Consider the following 13,550-nt stretch of genomic DNA (forward strand, 5'->3'; position numbering starts at 1 on the left):
CCAGAAAAGAAAGGGAGGGAGCGGCGCGAGGAAAAAAATGCCGCAGAAATGCAAAAACCCGCACTAGGCGGGTTTTTGACGTACTTCTTGAACTTATCAAAGTGAGACCTATTCTCCGCGTGTTTTGCGGAACGGTCAAGCACTTTTTTAAAAATCGATCATTTTTGTTTGTTGCAGCAATTCGCCGACGGCGATCCACGCCTTGTGCTCGGCGCCGCTGACGGCCGGCATGCGGCCTTTGGCAGGTGCGCCCTTCAGCCAACGCACCAGCTTGGCGTTGTGCGCGCTGGCGGTATCGCGATGCACGCCGCACTGGTCGGCCAGGTCGGCCAGGTTGTGCTTGATGCCGAAGCAGCGCTCGATGATGCCGCGGCGAAGCAGATAGTGCGACAGCAGGCCGGACATCTCGCCCAGCGCGCGCTCGGTCAGGAACAGGATGGCGTCGACCCACACCTTGTTCGGCTTGGAACCGGCGCAGCAGTTGCGACCGCAATCGCAAGGCACGGCCGGCGGCGCCACGCGCGCGATCAGGATGTGCATCAGCATCGGATCGAGACGATCGAGCTCGGCCCGTATCATGCCGGCCTGGGCCGCGCCATCGAGGCCGCCCAGGCCCTTCCCTTCCTTGGTCGGTCCGGAGGCCATGCGCGCCATCATGGACTTGTCGTACTGCTGGCCGGAGAAATTAAATGCGAAAACCAGCGCGGCGTGTGCGCTGCTGAACAGTGCTTCTTCTTCGATTACGAACATAGGTCTGTACTCCTTAAGTGTTGCTGGCATTGGTTGGGTTGTTCTTCAATAGCGCCTTGATTTCCTGCAGCCGCATGCGGGCGGTGTGCACATCGGTCAGCGCCTGTCCCGGCGCCGGCAGCGCGGGCACCGGGCGCGGTACGTCGGCCAGTTCGTGCTCGTGCGCCAGCTTGGCGGTCAGGATGCGGGTCCAGCGGGCGCGGGCGTTCGGCCAGGCCAGCGCGCGCAGATCGGCAAAGGTGAATTCGACGGCGGCCCAGTACAGCGCCTTGCAGGGCCAGTGGTCGTCGCCGAAAGCGCGGCGGCTGACCTGGCATTGCGCCTCGGCGAACATGGACTCGGCATCCGTCGGCGGCCGGCACAGCTGCAGGAACTCCGGCAGCGTCGGCGGCCACGGCCGGGCCAGGCAGGCGGCCACGCCGCGCCGCACTTCGCCCATCGACATCCCGGCCAGCTTGCTGCGCCAGTTCTCCTTGACGCCGCGCACGTCGGTGCCGCGCCACAGGTCGGCCAGGCGGCTGCCGTACAGCAGCTCGAATTCCGCGAACAGGCGCTCCACGCTATCCGACGAGACGGGCTTGGCCGTCGATGGTGTGCTGTTCACCGCCGCCGTGGCGGCCCGTGAGTTGGTCAAGTACGCGCTGGCGTTCTGCATGGGTTCCTCCGAAAGATGGTTGGGCGGGTTTGCCTGGGTTGCGCATCAAGTCGCTCAAGACCGGCAAGAAATAAGCGGCGCTGAAATGTTCGCCTGGATGGGCGCGCAGCTTCTGCGCCACCACGGCGACGATGAACTCATCGTCCAGCCGTTGCAGCACCGGCGCCCAGCCCGGCTTGGCGAACAGGCCCGGCGCGGCGGCAATGCCGAGCTGGCGCAGTCGCCGGCACAGCTCGCCGATGCGGGACATGGGCGGCGGCGGAGCGTCGTCTGCGGCCTGTGCTCTGGCTTGTAAACTTTTCCCTGTCTCTGTCCCTGTCTCTGTCTCTTGGAAGGCCGGTCCCGGGGGACAAGCGCGGGACAGTGGCGCCCCGTCGTCGGCCAGGAATGCTTCCAGCGTGGGGAACGGCAAGTCCTGGCCGTGGCGCTGGTTGTGCTTCTTGATGCGCGCGCACTCAGTCTTCCAGCGCTGGGCGCGCTTGGCCTGCCAGGCTTCGTTGGCCTTCTCCGCCACGATGGGGTGGTACAGGCGGCCGTCCGCGCACTTGATCCAGCCGTGCAGCGCGCCGGCGCGCAGCTTGCTCCACTCACGGACGACGCGCCCATAGCCGGCCAGCTGCGCCAGCACCACGTCGTCGTCGGGAATGCTGGCGGCGGGAATCTGATGCCACGACGCGCACCACAGCAGCACGGCGGCGCGGAACTCGTCGCCGCTGACGATGGCCGAGATATCGCTGTCGCGCAGCCGCAGCACATCGAGCGGCATGAAGGTGAAATCGCGCAGGTCGCAGTCGCCCGGCGTCAGCGGCATGGGCAAGTGGTTGGAACGTGGGAAATTCGAAATGTTTTTATTCATGGACACAGAATATACGCGAATGGATAGCCAATCAATACCTGAATGAATAAATTATTGCGTATTTTTATTCATGCACGTATAGTTCGTGCCATGGATATCGCAAGCAGACTCGATGAAGCTATGAAAGAGGCTGGGTTCACCACCCAGAGCGCCCTCGCGCGCGCCTCCGGCGTACCGCAGCCGACGATCAACCGCATACTCAAGGGCGTGGGCAAGAAAGGCCCGGAGACGCAGACGCTGGCCCAGCTGGCGGCGACCTGCAATGTGAGGTTCGAATGGCTGCATGAAGGCCGCGAGCCGCGGGCGCGCAGCGGCGGCGGCGTCGAACGGGAATATCGGCAGGTGGTGGTGGCGGATGCGGGCGATCCAGATTTTTACGAAATTCGCAAAGTGCAACTTCAGCTATCGGCAGGTATGACGGGCTTTCAAACTGTTCCAGAGATTTACGACGGTAGCAAATTAAGCGTTTCCAAGAACTGGGCCGACCGCCACGGCTACATCCCGGAACGGCTGATCGCCATCGCGGTCAAGGGCGAGAGCATGGAGCCCAATCTGTACGCGGGGGACCTGGTGATCATCAACACCGCCGACACGGCGATGGAGGACGGCGTCGTGTTTGCCGTCAACTACGAAGGCCAGGCCGTGGTCAAGCGCCTGACGCGCGACCGCGGCGACTGGTGGCTGACCTCGGACAACCAGGACCAGCAACGCCACCGCCGCAAGAGCTGCCGCGAGGGTGAGTGCATCATCATCGGGCGAGTGGTGCGGCGAGAGACGGACCGGATCTAGGGTCCGAAGCCGAGCCAGCTCGCGACCCTGCGCACGGACTCGCCTATCGTTGGTGCGGAAGGCATCGCCAGGGCAAGGCTCTCCTGGCATGCGCAATCCTCAAGCAGCGGCGTTCCATCGTCGTTAAAGGTGCGCGGGAACGGGTGCTGCCGGCATTCCTTGAATGGATATTCGGCCAGCTTCGGGTGCCTCATGAGACTGCCTGCAATGCCGGCCTCCCCTGCGGCATTGGCGCTAAAAATCCGCGGGAACACGGTGGTGCGCAGCGAGGGAATAGTGAACAGTTCGAAGCCCCTGGCACTGTCTTCCGGGCCGTAGCCATATCTGCGTTCAGCAGCATCCGGCGTAGCGCCGCCATCCTGTCGCGCATAAGGCAAGCCATAGGGTTGCCATTGCTGGTTGCCGTCGATTGAGCGGACCATGGAATAGAGTACTGAATAGCGCTCGCCCACATCAGCAGGCGGCGTGAGGAGATCGGGGTCGCCGCCCAGCACCCAGACGATACGCCGGACGCCCGTGTGACCTACCAACGACAGCTTGGACAAGCTCAGCGCATGGCGCAGCGCGTTGAACATCGCCGGATTCAATGTGTCGCCTTGCAAGCCGATGTCGCTGTTCACAAAGCTGTGCATGGAAGCGAATTCCAGCAGCTGCTTGCCGTTGGCGTCCGCGGTCGTGGCGAACACCTCGTCGAGTTTGGCTTCGGTGGCATACTCAGGCCGCGCCAGCAGCGCGATGAAATCGCCCGTGGTCTTGTCAGGCGCGATCAGTTTCTCAAAGGCCAGCGCCGCTTCATCGAGTTCGTGCTTGACCTTCTCCCGTATCCACTTCTTGATCTCGATGTAACGTTGGACCAGGTGCGCGAAGCGCGGCGGCAGCGCATGCAACACCTGCTCCTCCAGCTTGCTCTTGAGCTCGATATAAAACCTCTTGCCCTCGCATACGGCATCGCCGAATTGATACGGCACCGGCGTGAAGGCACTGCCATAGCACTTGTACCAGTTCTGATATTCCCTGACGAACGACGATTGGTGGTCCAGCGTGCCGAGCACCACGCGGTGCGAGGTATTGATGTACTCACGGCCGGCGACGTCCAATCCCTCTTCCCAGTTTTTCATATAGCCGGACAAGAAGCTCGAACCCGCGATCAGTTCCTGCATCGTCTGCCTGATCGATGCGGCAGTGGCGAGTTGATCGCGCCACTTCGCGAGCCTGGCCCGCAGCACCTCGACCTTGGCGCGCGCCGCGCCGGTCAAGCCCTGCTCCTCGTTGAGGCGCTTGAGCTGCGCGTCATGCTGGACTTGCGCGGCAAACCTCAGGGCCCTGACGGCGGCCGAAGGCGCCTCCACATTGAACGCTGCCGTCGCGCTCTGCAACGCGGTGCTGGCCTGATCAAAGTCATTTTGTCGCTGGGCCAGCCGGTCTTCGCTCGTTCGAAGGCTGGCCTCAGCCAGGGCCAGTTGCGGCTGGTCCTGCGCGATACCGGTCTCGGCCTGGAGCTGCTCCGCACGCACCTCTTTGAGCGCGCCGGAGGAATCGAGCTCCAGCTTGTCGATATCGCGGTTTGCGCTGCGTATCGCCGCGCGCGCCGCCTGCATGGCGACGATATGCGGTGCGTATTGCGCCTTGCGCGCCAGGCGGCCGGCGTTGATGTCGTAGATCAGCTTGTCGCGGACAAACTCCGCTGGCGGCTCCAGCTCGCGGCGGTCGAAGGCGAAGCCAGGCAGCTTGCTGTCGATGTATTTTTCCAGCACAAAATGGCGGCGCTCGACCGCACGCTCATCCGACAGCACAAAGATATCGCCCGCGTAGGCGTTGACGTAGCTGTGGGCAAACACATCGGAGGCCGCGTGGGTCAGGTAGCCGGCAGCAAACGCCAGTTCCGGGCCCTCCTTGGCCTGTCCATAAATATGCCGCAGCCAATCGCTGGTTTGCCAGTCGCCCGGGATGCCGGGATGGGTGGTGATTTGTCCAGTGACGAGATCAGGGTAAGCGTCGGGCCCCAGAACCCCGGCCATGAACGCTTTCGGATGCTGTTGGATGCTGCGGCACAGCTGGGCATCGATGGAAATCGGCACGGTGCCGATCTCGAAGCTGCAGCCGTTTTGCAACTCGGCTAGCATGGACTGCGCTATCCACAAGTGGGTCTTCAGGCCGAATCCATGCGCCGGCGCCATGCTTGCGGCAAGAAAACAGAGGGCGAGAGCTGAACGAAGTGGACTTGCGAGGAACAACGGTTTCTTTTCCACGTCGAGCTCCTTGGTTTTCAACTTGAGAGCAAGTAGCTTTGCATAAAGGCATCACTCCAAATATCACCAATTCTCATTTTTATCAAAGAAACAACAGCGTGTAGTTTCGGCGACTAGCGTTGTAGCTTAAAATACTTGCCAGGCATTCACAGGGAAAACACCGGCACGATTCTCTTTGGACATAGCTTAAATTCATAATTCCCAAACACCCAACTGCATAAGCAAAATGAGTCTTAAAAAATCAGACACTTCGTCACTTCCCAGTTACTCTGCCGTCAAAAAATTATTAAACACTCTTGAATTTTATAAATTTTATCAAACACAAATTTCCAAGACATTATATACCGTAAATTATGGTTCCAAAGCAGCGAAAAATCTTGAAACCGATGCCCATCCAGTTAAGGAAATTGATTTCATCAGCACTGCCAACAGCATTCCAAAAGGGAAATATCATTCTGCGGGAAAGCGCATTGTCGATGACACCGTATTTGGTGGAAACCAATCTTTGGGAAACTCAATCTCTGGAATGAGTGAAACTGATTTGCTTTTAAGCTGCATTAAAATTTTTGATTGGGGCAACGTTCAAGACAGCAATATTGAAAAAGCATTTTCTATGCACGATGAAAATATGCTGACATCACATCTTCAAAATTCAATTGCGTGGCTAAACAATGACAATGAAATTACATTGCCAGGCACACAATTGATCTGGTCCGCTGGATGGACGAAAGTTTACTCTTTTGCATCCAATTTCGTCACAATTTACGATTCCAGGTGCGCCGCTTTTTTGAATTACATTTTAATAAAATTTTATTGTACTCTGCCGGAGAAAAACCAGCCTTCATTTAAGGAGCTGACATCAAAAATGCTATTTTTCGCTGGAAAAAATACAAATATACGTGTTCCGAACAAAGCGACGAAGAAAATTCTTGGATTAAAAACTTATTCAGCAGGAAAAAATGATGCCCGTGCCATGGTCGCAAATAAATATGCCTCATGGGTAATAAGATACATAACGGAGGTGCACTTCAAAAATGAAATTATTACCCAAGAGCAGTTTCGCACAGTGGATAAGGCATTTTTTATGCTGGGATTTAATATTGATGATATTGCAACCGACTCGGAGTTGGAGAAGTGGTATAAGGAAGTGAAACCTGCGACAGACTCCGGCAAGACGAAAAATAGCGCATCGCTGCCGCTTAAAGCAGCATGAGCTGAGCTTGAACTTCTGATTTCAAATAGGATTTTGGCCTGCCCAGCAGGAATCGAACCTGCGACCCTCAGCTTAGAAGGCTGATGCTCTATCCAACTGAGCTATGGGCAGATATGTCGCGACGAGAATACGTCACGGAAATGAAAAACGGGCTGTCTTTCGACAACCCGTTTTAAAAGTTCTTGGTCGGAGTACAAGGATTCGAACCTTGGACCCCCTGGTCCCAAACCAGGTGCGCTACCGGGCTGCGCCACACTCCGAAGACAGTATTCTAACGCCTGCCCCTCCCTACGTCAATGACAGGCAGGCGATTTATTACACTGCTGAAATTTTACGCAGCCAGCTGCGCATCCACCTTGTCGGCGATGCGGCGCGCCATCGACTGCGCATCGTCGGCATTACGTGCTTCGACCATCACGCGTATTAAAGGTTCCGTGCCGGAGGCGCGGATCAGCACGCGGCCGCTGTCGCCCAGCTCGCGCTCGACCAATTCCTTTTCTGCCACCATGGCGGCGTTCTTGGTCCAGTCGAAGCCTGGCGAGACACGCACGTTGACCAGGGTCTGCGGGAAGATCACCAGGTCGCCGGCGCACTGCTCCAGCGATTTGCCGGCGCGCTTCAGCGCCGACAGCACTTGCAGCGCCGAGATGATGCCGTCGCCGGTGGTGTGCTTGTCCAGGCACAGCAGGTGGCCCGAGCCCTCGCCGCCCAGCAGCCAGCCCTTGTCCTTCATCACTTCCAGCACGTAGCGGTCGCCGACCTTGGCACGCGCGAAGCCGATACCCTTCTCTTTCAGCGCCACTTCGACCGCCATATTGGTCATCAAGGTGCCGACCGCGCCGGCCACCGGGCCGGTCGCCAGGCGATCCATGACCATCAGGTACAGCAGCTCGTCGCCGTTGTACAGGCGGCCGTTGGCGTCGCACATGATCAGGCGGTCGGCGTCGCCGTCCAGCGCGATGCCGAGGTCGGCGCCGTGGGCGCGCACGGCGGCGGCCATGGCGTCCGGCGCGGTGGCGCCGTGACCCAGGTTGATGTTGAAGCCGTCCGGCTTGTTGCCGATGGCGATGACTTCAGCGCCCAGCTCGTGGAACACGTGCGGAGCGATATTGTAGGCGGCGCCGTGGGCGCAATCGACCACCAGCTTCAGGCCACGCAGGTCCAGCTCGTTCGGGAAGGTGCTCTTGCAGAATTCGATGTAGCGGCCCTGGGCATCGTCCAGGCGCTTGGCGCGGCCCAGTTTTTCCGAGGCCACGCAGGCCATCGGCTCGTCCAGCGCGGCTTCGATTTCCAGCTCGACCGAGTCCGGCAGCTTGGTGCCCTGGTCGGAGAAGAATTTGATGCCGTTGTCCTGGAACGGGTTGTGCGACGCCGAGATCACCACGCCGGCCGACAGGCGCAGCGCGCGCGTCAGGTAGGCGATGGCCGGGGTCGGCATCGGACCGGCCAGCATGACGTCGACGCCAGCGGCCGAGAAGCCCGCCTCCAGCGCCGCTTCCAGCATGTAGCCGGAAATGCGGGTGTCCTTGCCGATCAGGACGGTCGGACGCACCGCGCCGCTGCGCGCGCCGGCCAGCACCTTGCCGGCCGCGTAGCCGAGGCGCATGACGAAGTCCGGCGTGATCGGGGTGACGCCAACCAGGCCGCGGATGCCGTCAGTTCCAAAATATTTACGTGACATTGTGTATTCTCTTTATCGTTGTAGGTTAAATCCTGCCTGCCATACTTTTAGCGCATCCACCGTTTCCGCCACATCGTGCACGCGCACGATCAGCGCGCCCTGCGCCACCGCCGCCAGTGCGCCGCCGACGCTGCCGGCCATGCGCTGCTCGACCGGTTTGCCCGTCACCGCGCCCACCATGGACTTGCGCGACAGGCCGGCCAGCAGCGGCACATTCAGTTCCGCGATCAATTGCCCGGTGGCTTTCAACAAGGCGTAATTATGCTCCACAGTCTTGCCAAATCCAAAACCCGGATCGATGCACAGGCGACGCGGATCAATGCCGGCCGCCGTCAGCGTGGCGATGCGCTCGCGCAGGAAAGCGATGACTTCGGCCACCACGTCGGTGTAGCTGGGCGCCAGTTGCATATGCTGCGGATCGCTTTGCATGTGCATGATACACAAGCCGCAGTCGCTGTCGCGCACCGCATCGATGGCGCCGGGCGCGCGGAAGCCGTTGATGTCGTTGATCATGTCGACGCCGGCGATGATGGCTTCGCGCATCACTTGCGGCTTGTAGGTGTCGACCGAGATGGCCGGGCCGATATCGCGCAGCGCGTACAGCACCGGCATCACGCGCTGCAGCTCCTGCTCCAGCGGCAGCGGCGGCGCCCCGGGGCGACTGGATTCGCCGCCGACGTCGATGATATCGACGCCGTCCAATATCATCTGCTCGGCATGGGAGATGGCGAACTCCAGCGACTGGTGCTGGCCGCCGTCGGAAAACGAATCGGGGGTGACGTTGAGGATGCCCATCACGCGGGCGCGGACGCGATCGCCCCGCCACGGATAGTTGAAACGGCCGAACTGTAATGTAGATCGCATGTGAAACCGGAAGAAAAATAAAAAAAGGGCGAGGATTGCTCCCCACCCCTCTATGCTACTGCGCAGCCACGTATCAGGCTGGCGCGGTCACGCTGGGCGACACGCCCGAGCCACCATCGCTAGGCGGCTGCTTGCGGATGGTCACGCCGGCTTTCGGTGCACGCGGCTCCAGGCCGGCCATGATGTCGTTGATCTGGTCGGCATCGATGGTTTCCCACTCCATCAGCGCCTTGGTCATCACTTCGACCTTCTCGCGGTTCTCTTCCAGCAGCTTGCGCGCCAGTTGATATTGCTGATCCAGGATGGCGCGGATCTCGGCGTCGACCATTTGCTGGGTAGCTTCGGAAATCGTCTTCGATGCGCCGCCGAAGAAGCCGTCGTTCTGGCTGTCTTCGTAGACCATCACGCCCATGCTGTCGGACATGCCGAAGCGCGTCACCATCGAGCGGGCCAGCTTGGTGGCGCGCGAGAAGTCGTTCGAGGCGCCGGTCGACATCTGGCCGACGAAGATCTCTTCGGCGATACGGCCGCCGAACAGGATGGAAATCTCTTCCAGCATCTTGTCCTTGTAGCCCGAGATATTGTCGTGCTCAGGCAGCTGCCAGGTCAGGCCCAGTGCCCAGCCGCGCGGCATGATGGTCACTTTGTGGACCGGATCGGCCTTAGGCAGCAGCTTGGCGACCACGGCGTGGCCGGACTCGTGGTACGCGGTGTTGCGACGCTCTTCCTCGCGGATGACCATCGACTTGCGCTCAGGGCCCATGAAGATCTTGTCCTTGGCATCTTCGAAGTCGATCATGTCGACCAGGCGCTTGCTGCGGCGCGCGGCGAACAGCGCAGCCTCGTTGACCAGGTTGGCCAAGTCGGCGCCCGAGAAGCCAGGGGTGCCACGGGCCAGGATGTCGGCCTTGACGTCGGTACCGATAGGCACTTTGCGCATGTGCACGTTCAGGATCTGTTCGCGGCCGCGGATGTCCGGCAGGCCGACCGATACTTGACGGTCGAAACGGCCCGGACGCAGCAGCGCCTTGTCCAGCACGTCGGCGCGGTTGGTGGCAGCCACCACGATCACGCCGGACGAGGCTTCGAAGCCGTCCATTTCCACCAGCAACTGGTTCAGCGTCTGTTCGCGCTCATCGTTACCGCCGCCCATGCCGGCGCCGCGATGGCGGCCGACAGCGTCGATCTCGTCGATGAAGATGATGCACGGCGAATGCTTCTTGGCGTTCTCGAACATGTCGCGCACGCGGGATGCACCCACGCCGACGAACATCTCGACGAAGTCCGAACCGGAGATCGAGAAGAACGGCACCTTGGCTTCGCCGGCGATGGCGCGCGCCAGCAGGGTTTTACCCGTGCCCGGAGGACCGACCATCAGCACGCCGCGTGGAATGCGGCCGCCCAGTTTCTGGAATTTACTTGGGTCTTTAAGGAAGTCGACGATTTCGTTGACTTCTTCCTTCGCTTCGTCGCAACCGGCGACGTCGGCGAAGGTGACGGTGTTATTGGTTTCGTCCATCATGCGCGCCTTCGATTTGCCGAAGGAGAACGCGCCGCCCTTGCCGCCGCCCTGCATCTGGCGCATGAAGAAAATCCACACGCCGATCAGCAACAGCATCGGGAACCAGGAAACGAACACTTGCTGCAGGAACGATGGCTCTTCAGGCGGACGCACGTCGAAGTGCACGCCGTTGTCGCGCAGATCGCCGACCAGGCCGCGATCGAGGCCGGTGGCGGTGGCGCGCACCTTGGTGTCGTCGCTGCGGGTGGCGGTGATGGCCGTACCTTCGATCAGCACATCCTTGATCCGCTTGGCCTTGACTTCATCCAGCAGCTCGGAATAAGCGATGGTTTTGCTGCCACCTGCGACGCCATGGCTATCGAACTGCTTGTACAGCATGAGCAGGAGCAGTACGACAACTACCCAGATGGCTGATTTGGAAAACATGTTATTCACGAAAACTCCTTGGATGCAGGGCGCATCTTTTACCTATAGCTAGAAACCCGATTTTACTCGCAATAAGCAGGCGGTGCCAGAAGCCCGCTTACGCGTGCGGCCAAACTCCAGCCGAAAAAACACATTATTTGACCAAAATACCGGTGCGATCAAGTCAAAACTGATCTGCACCGTGCCGATGTGCGGCCCGAGTGGCAAATATCAAGGGCGTCCGAGGGGGAATTCGTCAGATTCCAGCGGTTGCGCCGACAACATGCCGTCGGTCGGGTTTTTCAGGCCACGGCCCAGCAGGAAAATCTCGGACGACTTGTCGCGGCTGGCTTTCGGCTTTTTCTGGATCACGGTTTTGAATTCGCGGCGGAATTTGAGCACGATGTCGTTAAAACCCATGTCTTTAAAACACTTCACCAGCAGCGAGCCGGTCGGTTTCAAATGCGCCTGGGAGAATTCAATTGCCAAATCGATCAGATGTTCCATGCGCGCGGCGTCGGAATCGGGGATGCCGGACAGGTTGGGCGCCATATCCGATAACACCAAGTCAACTTTTTGACCTTTGACATGGTCTTCCAGCATCTGCAGCACCTCGGGCTCGCGGAAATCGCCCTGGATGAAGTGGAAGTCGGCGATCGGCTCCATCGGCAGCAGATCGAGGCCGATCAGCGTGCCATTGATGCCCCCGCCCTCCTTGCCAGCCAGCTTGCGACGCGCGTATTGCCCCCAGCTGCCGGGAGTGCAGCCGAGGTCGACAATGACCTGGCCGGGCTTGATCAGGTTCTCGTCCTCATCGATCTCCTTGAGCTTGAAAGCGGCGCGGGCGCGGTAGCCCTCTTTTTGCGCTAATTTCACGTAAGGGTCGTTAATGTGGTCGTGTAACCAGTTTTTGTTTAATTTCTTCTTCTTCATTCGCGTAGAATACTGCCTTTAAGGGAACCACTAAAAATATATTATGCAAAAACTTACACCTGTTGAGCGCAGCGCTCTGCGCGCCGAAGCGCATGGTCTCAAGCCTATCGTCCTGATCGGCGAGGCAGGCCTGACAGCCAACGTCCTCAAGGAAATCTCGCTGGGCCTGGACTCGCACGGTCTGATCAAGGTCCGCGTCTTCGGCGACGACCGCGAAGCCCGTGCCGAAATGTACGACACCATCTGCGAAAAGCTGGATGCGGCCCCTGTGCAACACATCGGCAAGCTGCTGGTGCTGTACCGCCCTAAGGTTGAAACGGAAAAAGCCCGTTCGACCTCCGGCAAAGGCCTGCGCGAAGTCACCATCGTCAAGCCTAGCCCAAGCGGCACCAAACGCCCGTCTGTGACCAAGGTACTGCTCAAGGGAAATGAACGCGTGACGCAAGGCGGCAATATCAAACGCGCCAAGCCACTGCAGAAGTCGACCAAGAAGAGCGCACTGGGCTCGAAGTAAGCCTGATGCATCGTCCTTTCCCGCCTGGGAAAGGACGAAACTGTTATTACCGTTATTACTGTATTACTGTTTCACCACCAGCCACGCGGCCAGCAAGCTCTGCACCAGGTAGATGCTGCTGGAAATGCCGTGCAACATGCCGAATTCATTCTTCGCGGCGCCTTCCATCACACCGCCCGGCCCCGCCGCGGCACGCAATGCGGCCATCATCGGTTGCAGGCCGAAGTGCGACACCAGCGTGCATCCCAGCATGGCGATGACCACCACCAGCAGCGTGCGGCGCGTCTTGGCGGCCGAGTTCGCGGCCGAACCGGCGAAGATGCCGCCCGTCTCGGCGCCCTTGCTGACCCACAGCAGCACCAGCATCACCAGCGCGCAGGCGATCGACAGCCAGGCTTGATTCTTGAACAGGCTGGCGGCTATCGTGCCGGCCAGCACCCGGTCGCTCAGCGTGGCGAACAGCGTCGGCGCGGCCAGATAGCCGACTGCCCACAGACTGCCCGCCCACAGCGTCGCGACCAGCAAACGTGTACGCGCGAGCAGCATCAGATGTAACGCACTTCCAGGATTTCGTATTCGCGCGGGCCGGACGGCGCCTGCACTTCCACCACGTCGCCGGCCGACTTGCCGATCAGCGCGCGGGCGATCGGCGACGTCACCGATACCTTGCTCAGTTTCAGGTCCGCTTCGTCCAGGCCGACGATCTGGTAGGTCACTTTCGCGCCCGAATCCAGGTCTTCCAGGTCCACGGTCGACGCGAACACCACGCGGCCATCGGCGTCCAGCGTGGTCGGGTCGATGATTTGTGCTGCGCTCAGCTTACCTTCCAGTTCCGCGATGCGGCCTTCGACGAACGCCTGGCGCTCCTTGGCGGCATCGTACTCGGCGTTTTCCGACAGATCGCCATGCGAACGCGCTTCAGCAATCGCGTCGATCACGATACGGCGTTCTTTGGTCTTCAACTGGTGCAACTCTTCTTTCAGGAGTTCTGCGCCGAACTTGGTAAGTGGAACTGAAGTCATGTTTATATTTACTCTGTTGTTACAATGGAAAACCACAGAGGCCACGCCAACCTGCAGCGCGAGCTCTGTGGTTAAAAGGTACTGTTTCCCGTCACCG

General features: G+C 59.8%; 13 protein-coding genes and 2 tRNA genes. 3 read left to right on the forward strand and 12 right to left on the reverse strand.

Annotation, left to right across the window (positions count from 1 at the left end):
• Positions 1-147: 147 nt before the first annotated feature.
• The 3 genes from GEV01_RS19850 to GEV01_RS19860 are packed head-to-tail and all read right to left on the reverse strand — an operon-like array spanning position 148 to position 2,261.
• Positions 148-750 (reverse strand): DNA-binding protein, encoded by a 603-nt coding sequence (locus GEV01_RS19850; protein WP_152807296.1) that lies wholly within the window; start codon positions 748-750, stop codon positions 148-150.
• 13 nt (positions 751-763) lie between these two features.
• Positions 764-1,354: a hypothetical protein gene (locus tag GEV01_RS19855; protein ID WP_328595564.1), complete on the reverse strand. Its 591-nt coding sequence runs from the start codon at positions 1,352-1,354 to the stop codon at positions 764-766.
• Positions 1,311-2,261 (reverse strand): DUF1376 domain-containing protein, encoded by a 951-nt coding sequence (locus GEV01_RS19860; protein WP_152807297.1) that lies wholly within the window; start codon positions 2,259-2,261, stop codon positions 1,311-1,313. The genes GEV01_RS19855 and GEV01_RS19860 overlap by 44 nt, the downstream gene beginning before the upstream one ends.
• A 42-nt stretch (positions 2,262-2,303) precedes the next feature.
• On the opposite strand from GEV01_RS19860, the gene GEV01_RS31165 reads away from it, so the two are divergent.
• A complete protein-coding gene (locus tag GEV01_RS31165; protein WP_152807298.1) occupies positions 2,304-3,050 on the forward strand; it encodes an XRE family transcriptional regulator in 747 nt (248 codons plus the stop codon).
• Here GEV01_RS31165 and GEV01_RS19870 read toward each other — a convergent pair.
• The gene (locus GEV01_RS19870; RefSeq protein WP_152807299.1) at positions 3,047-5,299 is read right to left on the reverse strand and encodes a zinc dependent phospholipase C family protein; all 2,253 of its coding nucleotides are present in this window, start codon (positions 5,297-5,299) and stop codon (positions 3,047-3,049) included. The genes GEV01_RS31165 and GEV01_RS19870 overlap by 4 nt on opposite strands.
• Before the next feature lie 226 nt (positions 5,300-5,525).
• Here GEV01_RS19870 and GEV01_RS19875 point away from each other — a divergent pair, with 226 nt between their 5' ends.
• Positions 5,526-6,512, forward strand: coding sequence for a hypothetical protein (locus tag GEV01_RS19875; protein ID WP_152807300.1), 987 nt, complete (start codon positions 5,526-5,528; stop codon positions 6,510-6,512).
• Between the two features lie 34 nt (positions 6,513-6,546).
• Here GEV01_RS19875 and GEV01_RS19880 read toward each other — a convergent pair.
• The 6 genes from GEV01_RS19880 to GEV01_RS19905 all read right to left on the reverse strand — a co-directional run bounded on the left by GEV01_RS19880 (position 6,547) and on the right by GEV01_RS19905 (position 11,917).
• Positions 6,547-6,623: transfer RNA gene (locus GEV01_RS19880), tRNA-Arg, on the reverse strand.
• 72 nt (positions 6,624-6,695) lie between these two features.
• Positions 6,696-6,772: transfer RNA gene (locus tag GEV01_RS19885), tRNA-Pro, on the reverse strand.
• 71 nt (positions 6,773-6,843) lie between these two features.
• A complete protein-coding gene (glmM, locus tag GEV01_RS19890) occupies positions 6,844-8,193 on the reverse strand; it encodes a phosphoglucosamine mutase (protein WP_152807301.1) in 1,350 nt (449 codons plus the stop codon).
• 12 nt (positions 8,194-8,205) lie between these two features.
• Complete coding sequence (gene folP / locus GEV01_RS19895) at positions 8,206-9,057, reverse strand: dihydropteroate synthase (RefSeq protein WP_152807302.1); 852 nt, start codon at positions 9,055-9,057, stop codon at positions 8,206-8,208.
• 73 nt (positions 9,058-9,130) lie between these two features.
• On the reverse strand, positions 9,131-11,014 hold the full coding sequence (gene ftsH / locus GEV01_RS19900) for an ATP-dependent zinc metalloprotease FtsH (protein ID WP_328595565.1): 1,884 nt from the start codon (positions 11,012-11,014) through the stop codon (positions 9,131-9,133).
• Between the two features lie 201 nt (positions 11,015-11,215).
• A complete protein-coding gene (locus tag GEV01_RS19905) occupies positions 11,216-11,917 on the reverse strand; it encodes an RlmE family RNA methyltransferase (RefSeq protein ID WP_152807304.1) in 702 nt (233 codons plus the stop codon).
• Between the two features lie 43 nt (positions 11,918-11,960).
• Here GEV01_RS19905 and GEV01_RS19910 point away from each other — a divergent pair, with 43 nt between their 5' ends.
• Positions 11,961-12,431: a YhbY family RNA-binding protein gene (locus GEV01_RS19910; protein WP_117009902.1), complete on the forward strand. Its 471-nt coding sequence runs from the start codon at positions 11,961-11,963 to the stop codon at positions 12,429-12,431.
• Between the two features lie 63 nt (positions 12,432-12,494).
• Here GEV01_RS19910 and GEV01_RS19915 read toward each other — a convergent pair whose 3' ends face one another.
• Together GEV01_RS19915 and greA are read right to left on the reverse strand one after the other, a co-directional pair.
• The gene (locus tag GEV01_RS19915) at positions 12,495-12,977 is read right to left on the reverse strand and encodes a DUF4149 domain-containing protein (protein ID WP_070269461.1); all 483 of its coding nucleotides are present in this window, start codon (positions 12,975-12,977) and stop codon (positions 12,495-12,497) included.
• A complete protein-coding gene (greA, locus tag GEV01_RS19920) occupies positions 12,977-13,453 on the reverse strand; it encodes a transcription elongation factor GreA (RefSeq protein WP_008447358.1) in 477 nt (158 codons plus the stop codon). Before greA ends, GEV01_RS19915 begins: the two co-directional genes overlap by 1 nt.
• Between the last annotated feature and the right edge of the window lie 97 nt (positions 13,454-13,550).

This window comes from Rugamonas rivuli (genome assembly GCF_009380165.1).
Lineage (GTDB): Bacteria > Pseudomonadota > Gammaproteobacteria > Burkholderiales > Burkholderiaceae_D > Rugamonas > Rugamonas rivuli.

What these genes read in the sequence shown, in the direction of transcription:
- GEV01_RS19850 (WP_152807296.1), bottom strand. Translation starts at nt 750, where the DNA reads ATGTTCGTAATCGAAGAAGAAGCACTGTTCAGCAGCGCACACGCCGCG.
- GEV01_RS19860 (WP_152807297.1), bottom strand. Translation starts at nt 2,261, where the DNA reads ATGAATAAAAACATTTCGAATTTCCCACGTTCCAACCACTTGCCCATG.
- GEV01_RS31165 (WP_152807298.1), top strand. Translation starts at nt 2,304, where the DNA reads ATGAATAAATTATTGCGTATTTTTATTCATGCACGTATAGTTCGTGCC.
- GEV01_RS19875 (WP_152807300.1), top strand. Translation starts at nt 5,526, where the DNA reads ATGAGTCTTAAAAAATCAGACACTTCGTCACTTCCCAGTTACTCTGCC.
- glmM (WP_152807301.1), bottom strand. Translation starts at nt 8,193, where the DNA reads ATGTCACGTAAATATTTTGGAACTGACGGCATCCGCGGCCTGGTTGGC.
- folP (WP_152807302.1), bottom strand. Translation starts at nt 9,057, where the DNA reads ATGCGATCTACATTACAGTTCGGCCGTTTCAACTATCCGTGGCGGGGC.
- GEV01_RS19905 (WP_152807304.1), bottom strand. Translation starts at nt 11,917, where the DNA reads ATGAAGAAGAAGAAATTAAACAAAAACTGGTTACACGACCACATTAAC.
- GEV01_RS19910 (WP_117009902.1), top strand. Translation starts at nt 11,961, where the DNA reads ATGCAAAAACTTACACCTGTTGAGCGCAGCGCTCTGCGCGCCGAAGCG.
- GEV01_RS19915 (WP_070269461.1), bottom strand. Translation starts at nt 12,977, where the DNA reads ATGCTGCTCGCGCGTACACGTTTGCTGGTCGCGACGCTGTGGGCGGGC.
- greA (WP_008447358.1), bottom strand. Translation starts at nt 13,453, where the DNA reads ATGACTTCAGTTCCACTTACCAAGTTCGGCGCAGAACTCCTGAAAGAA.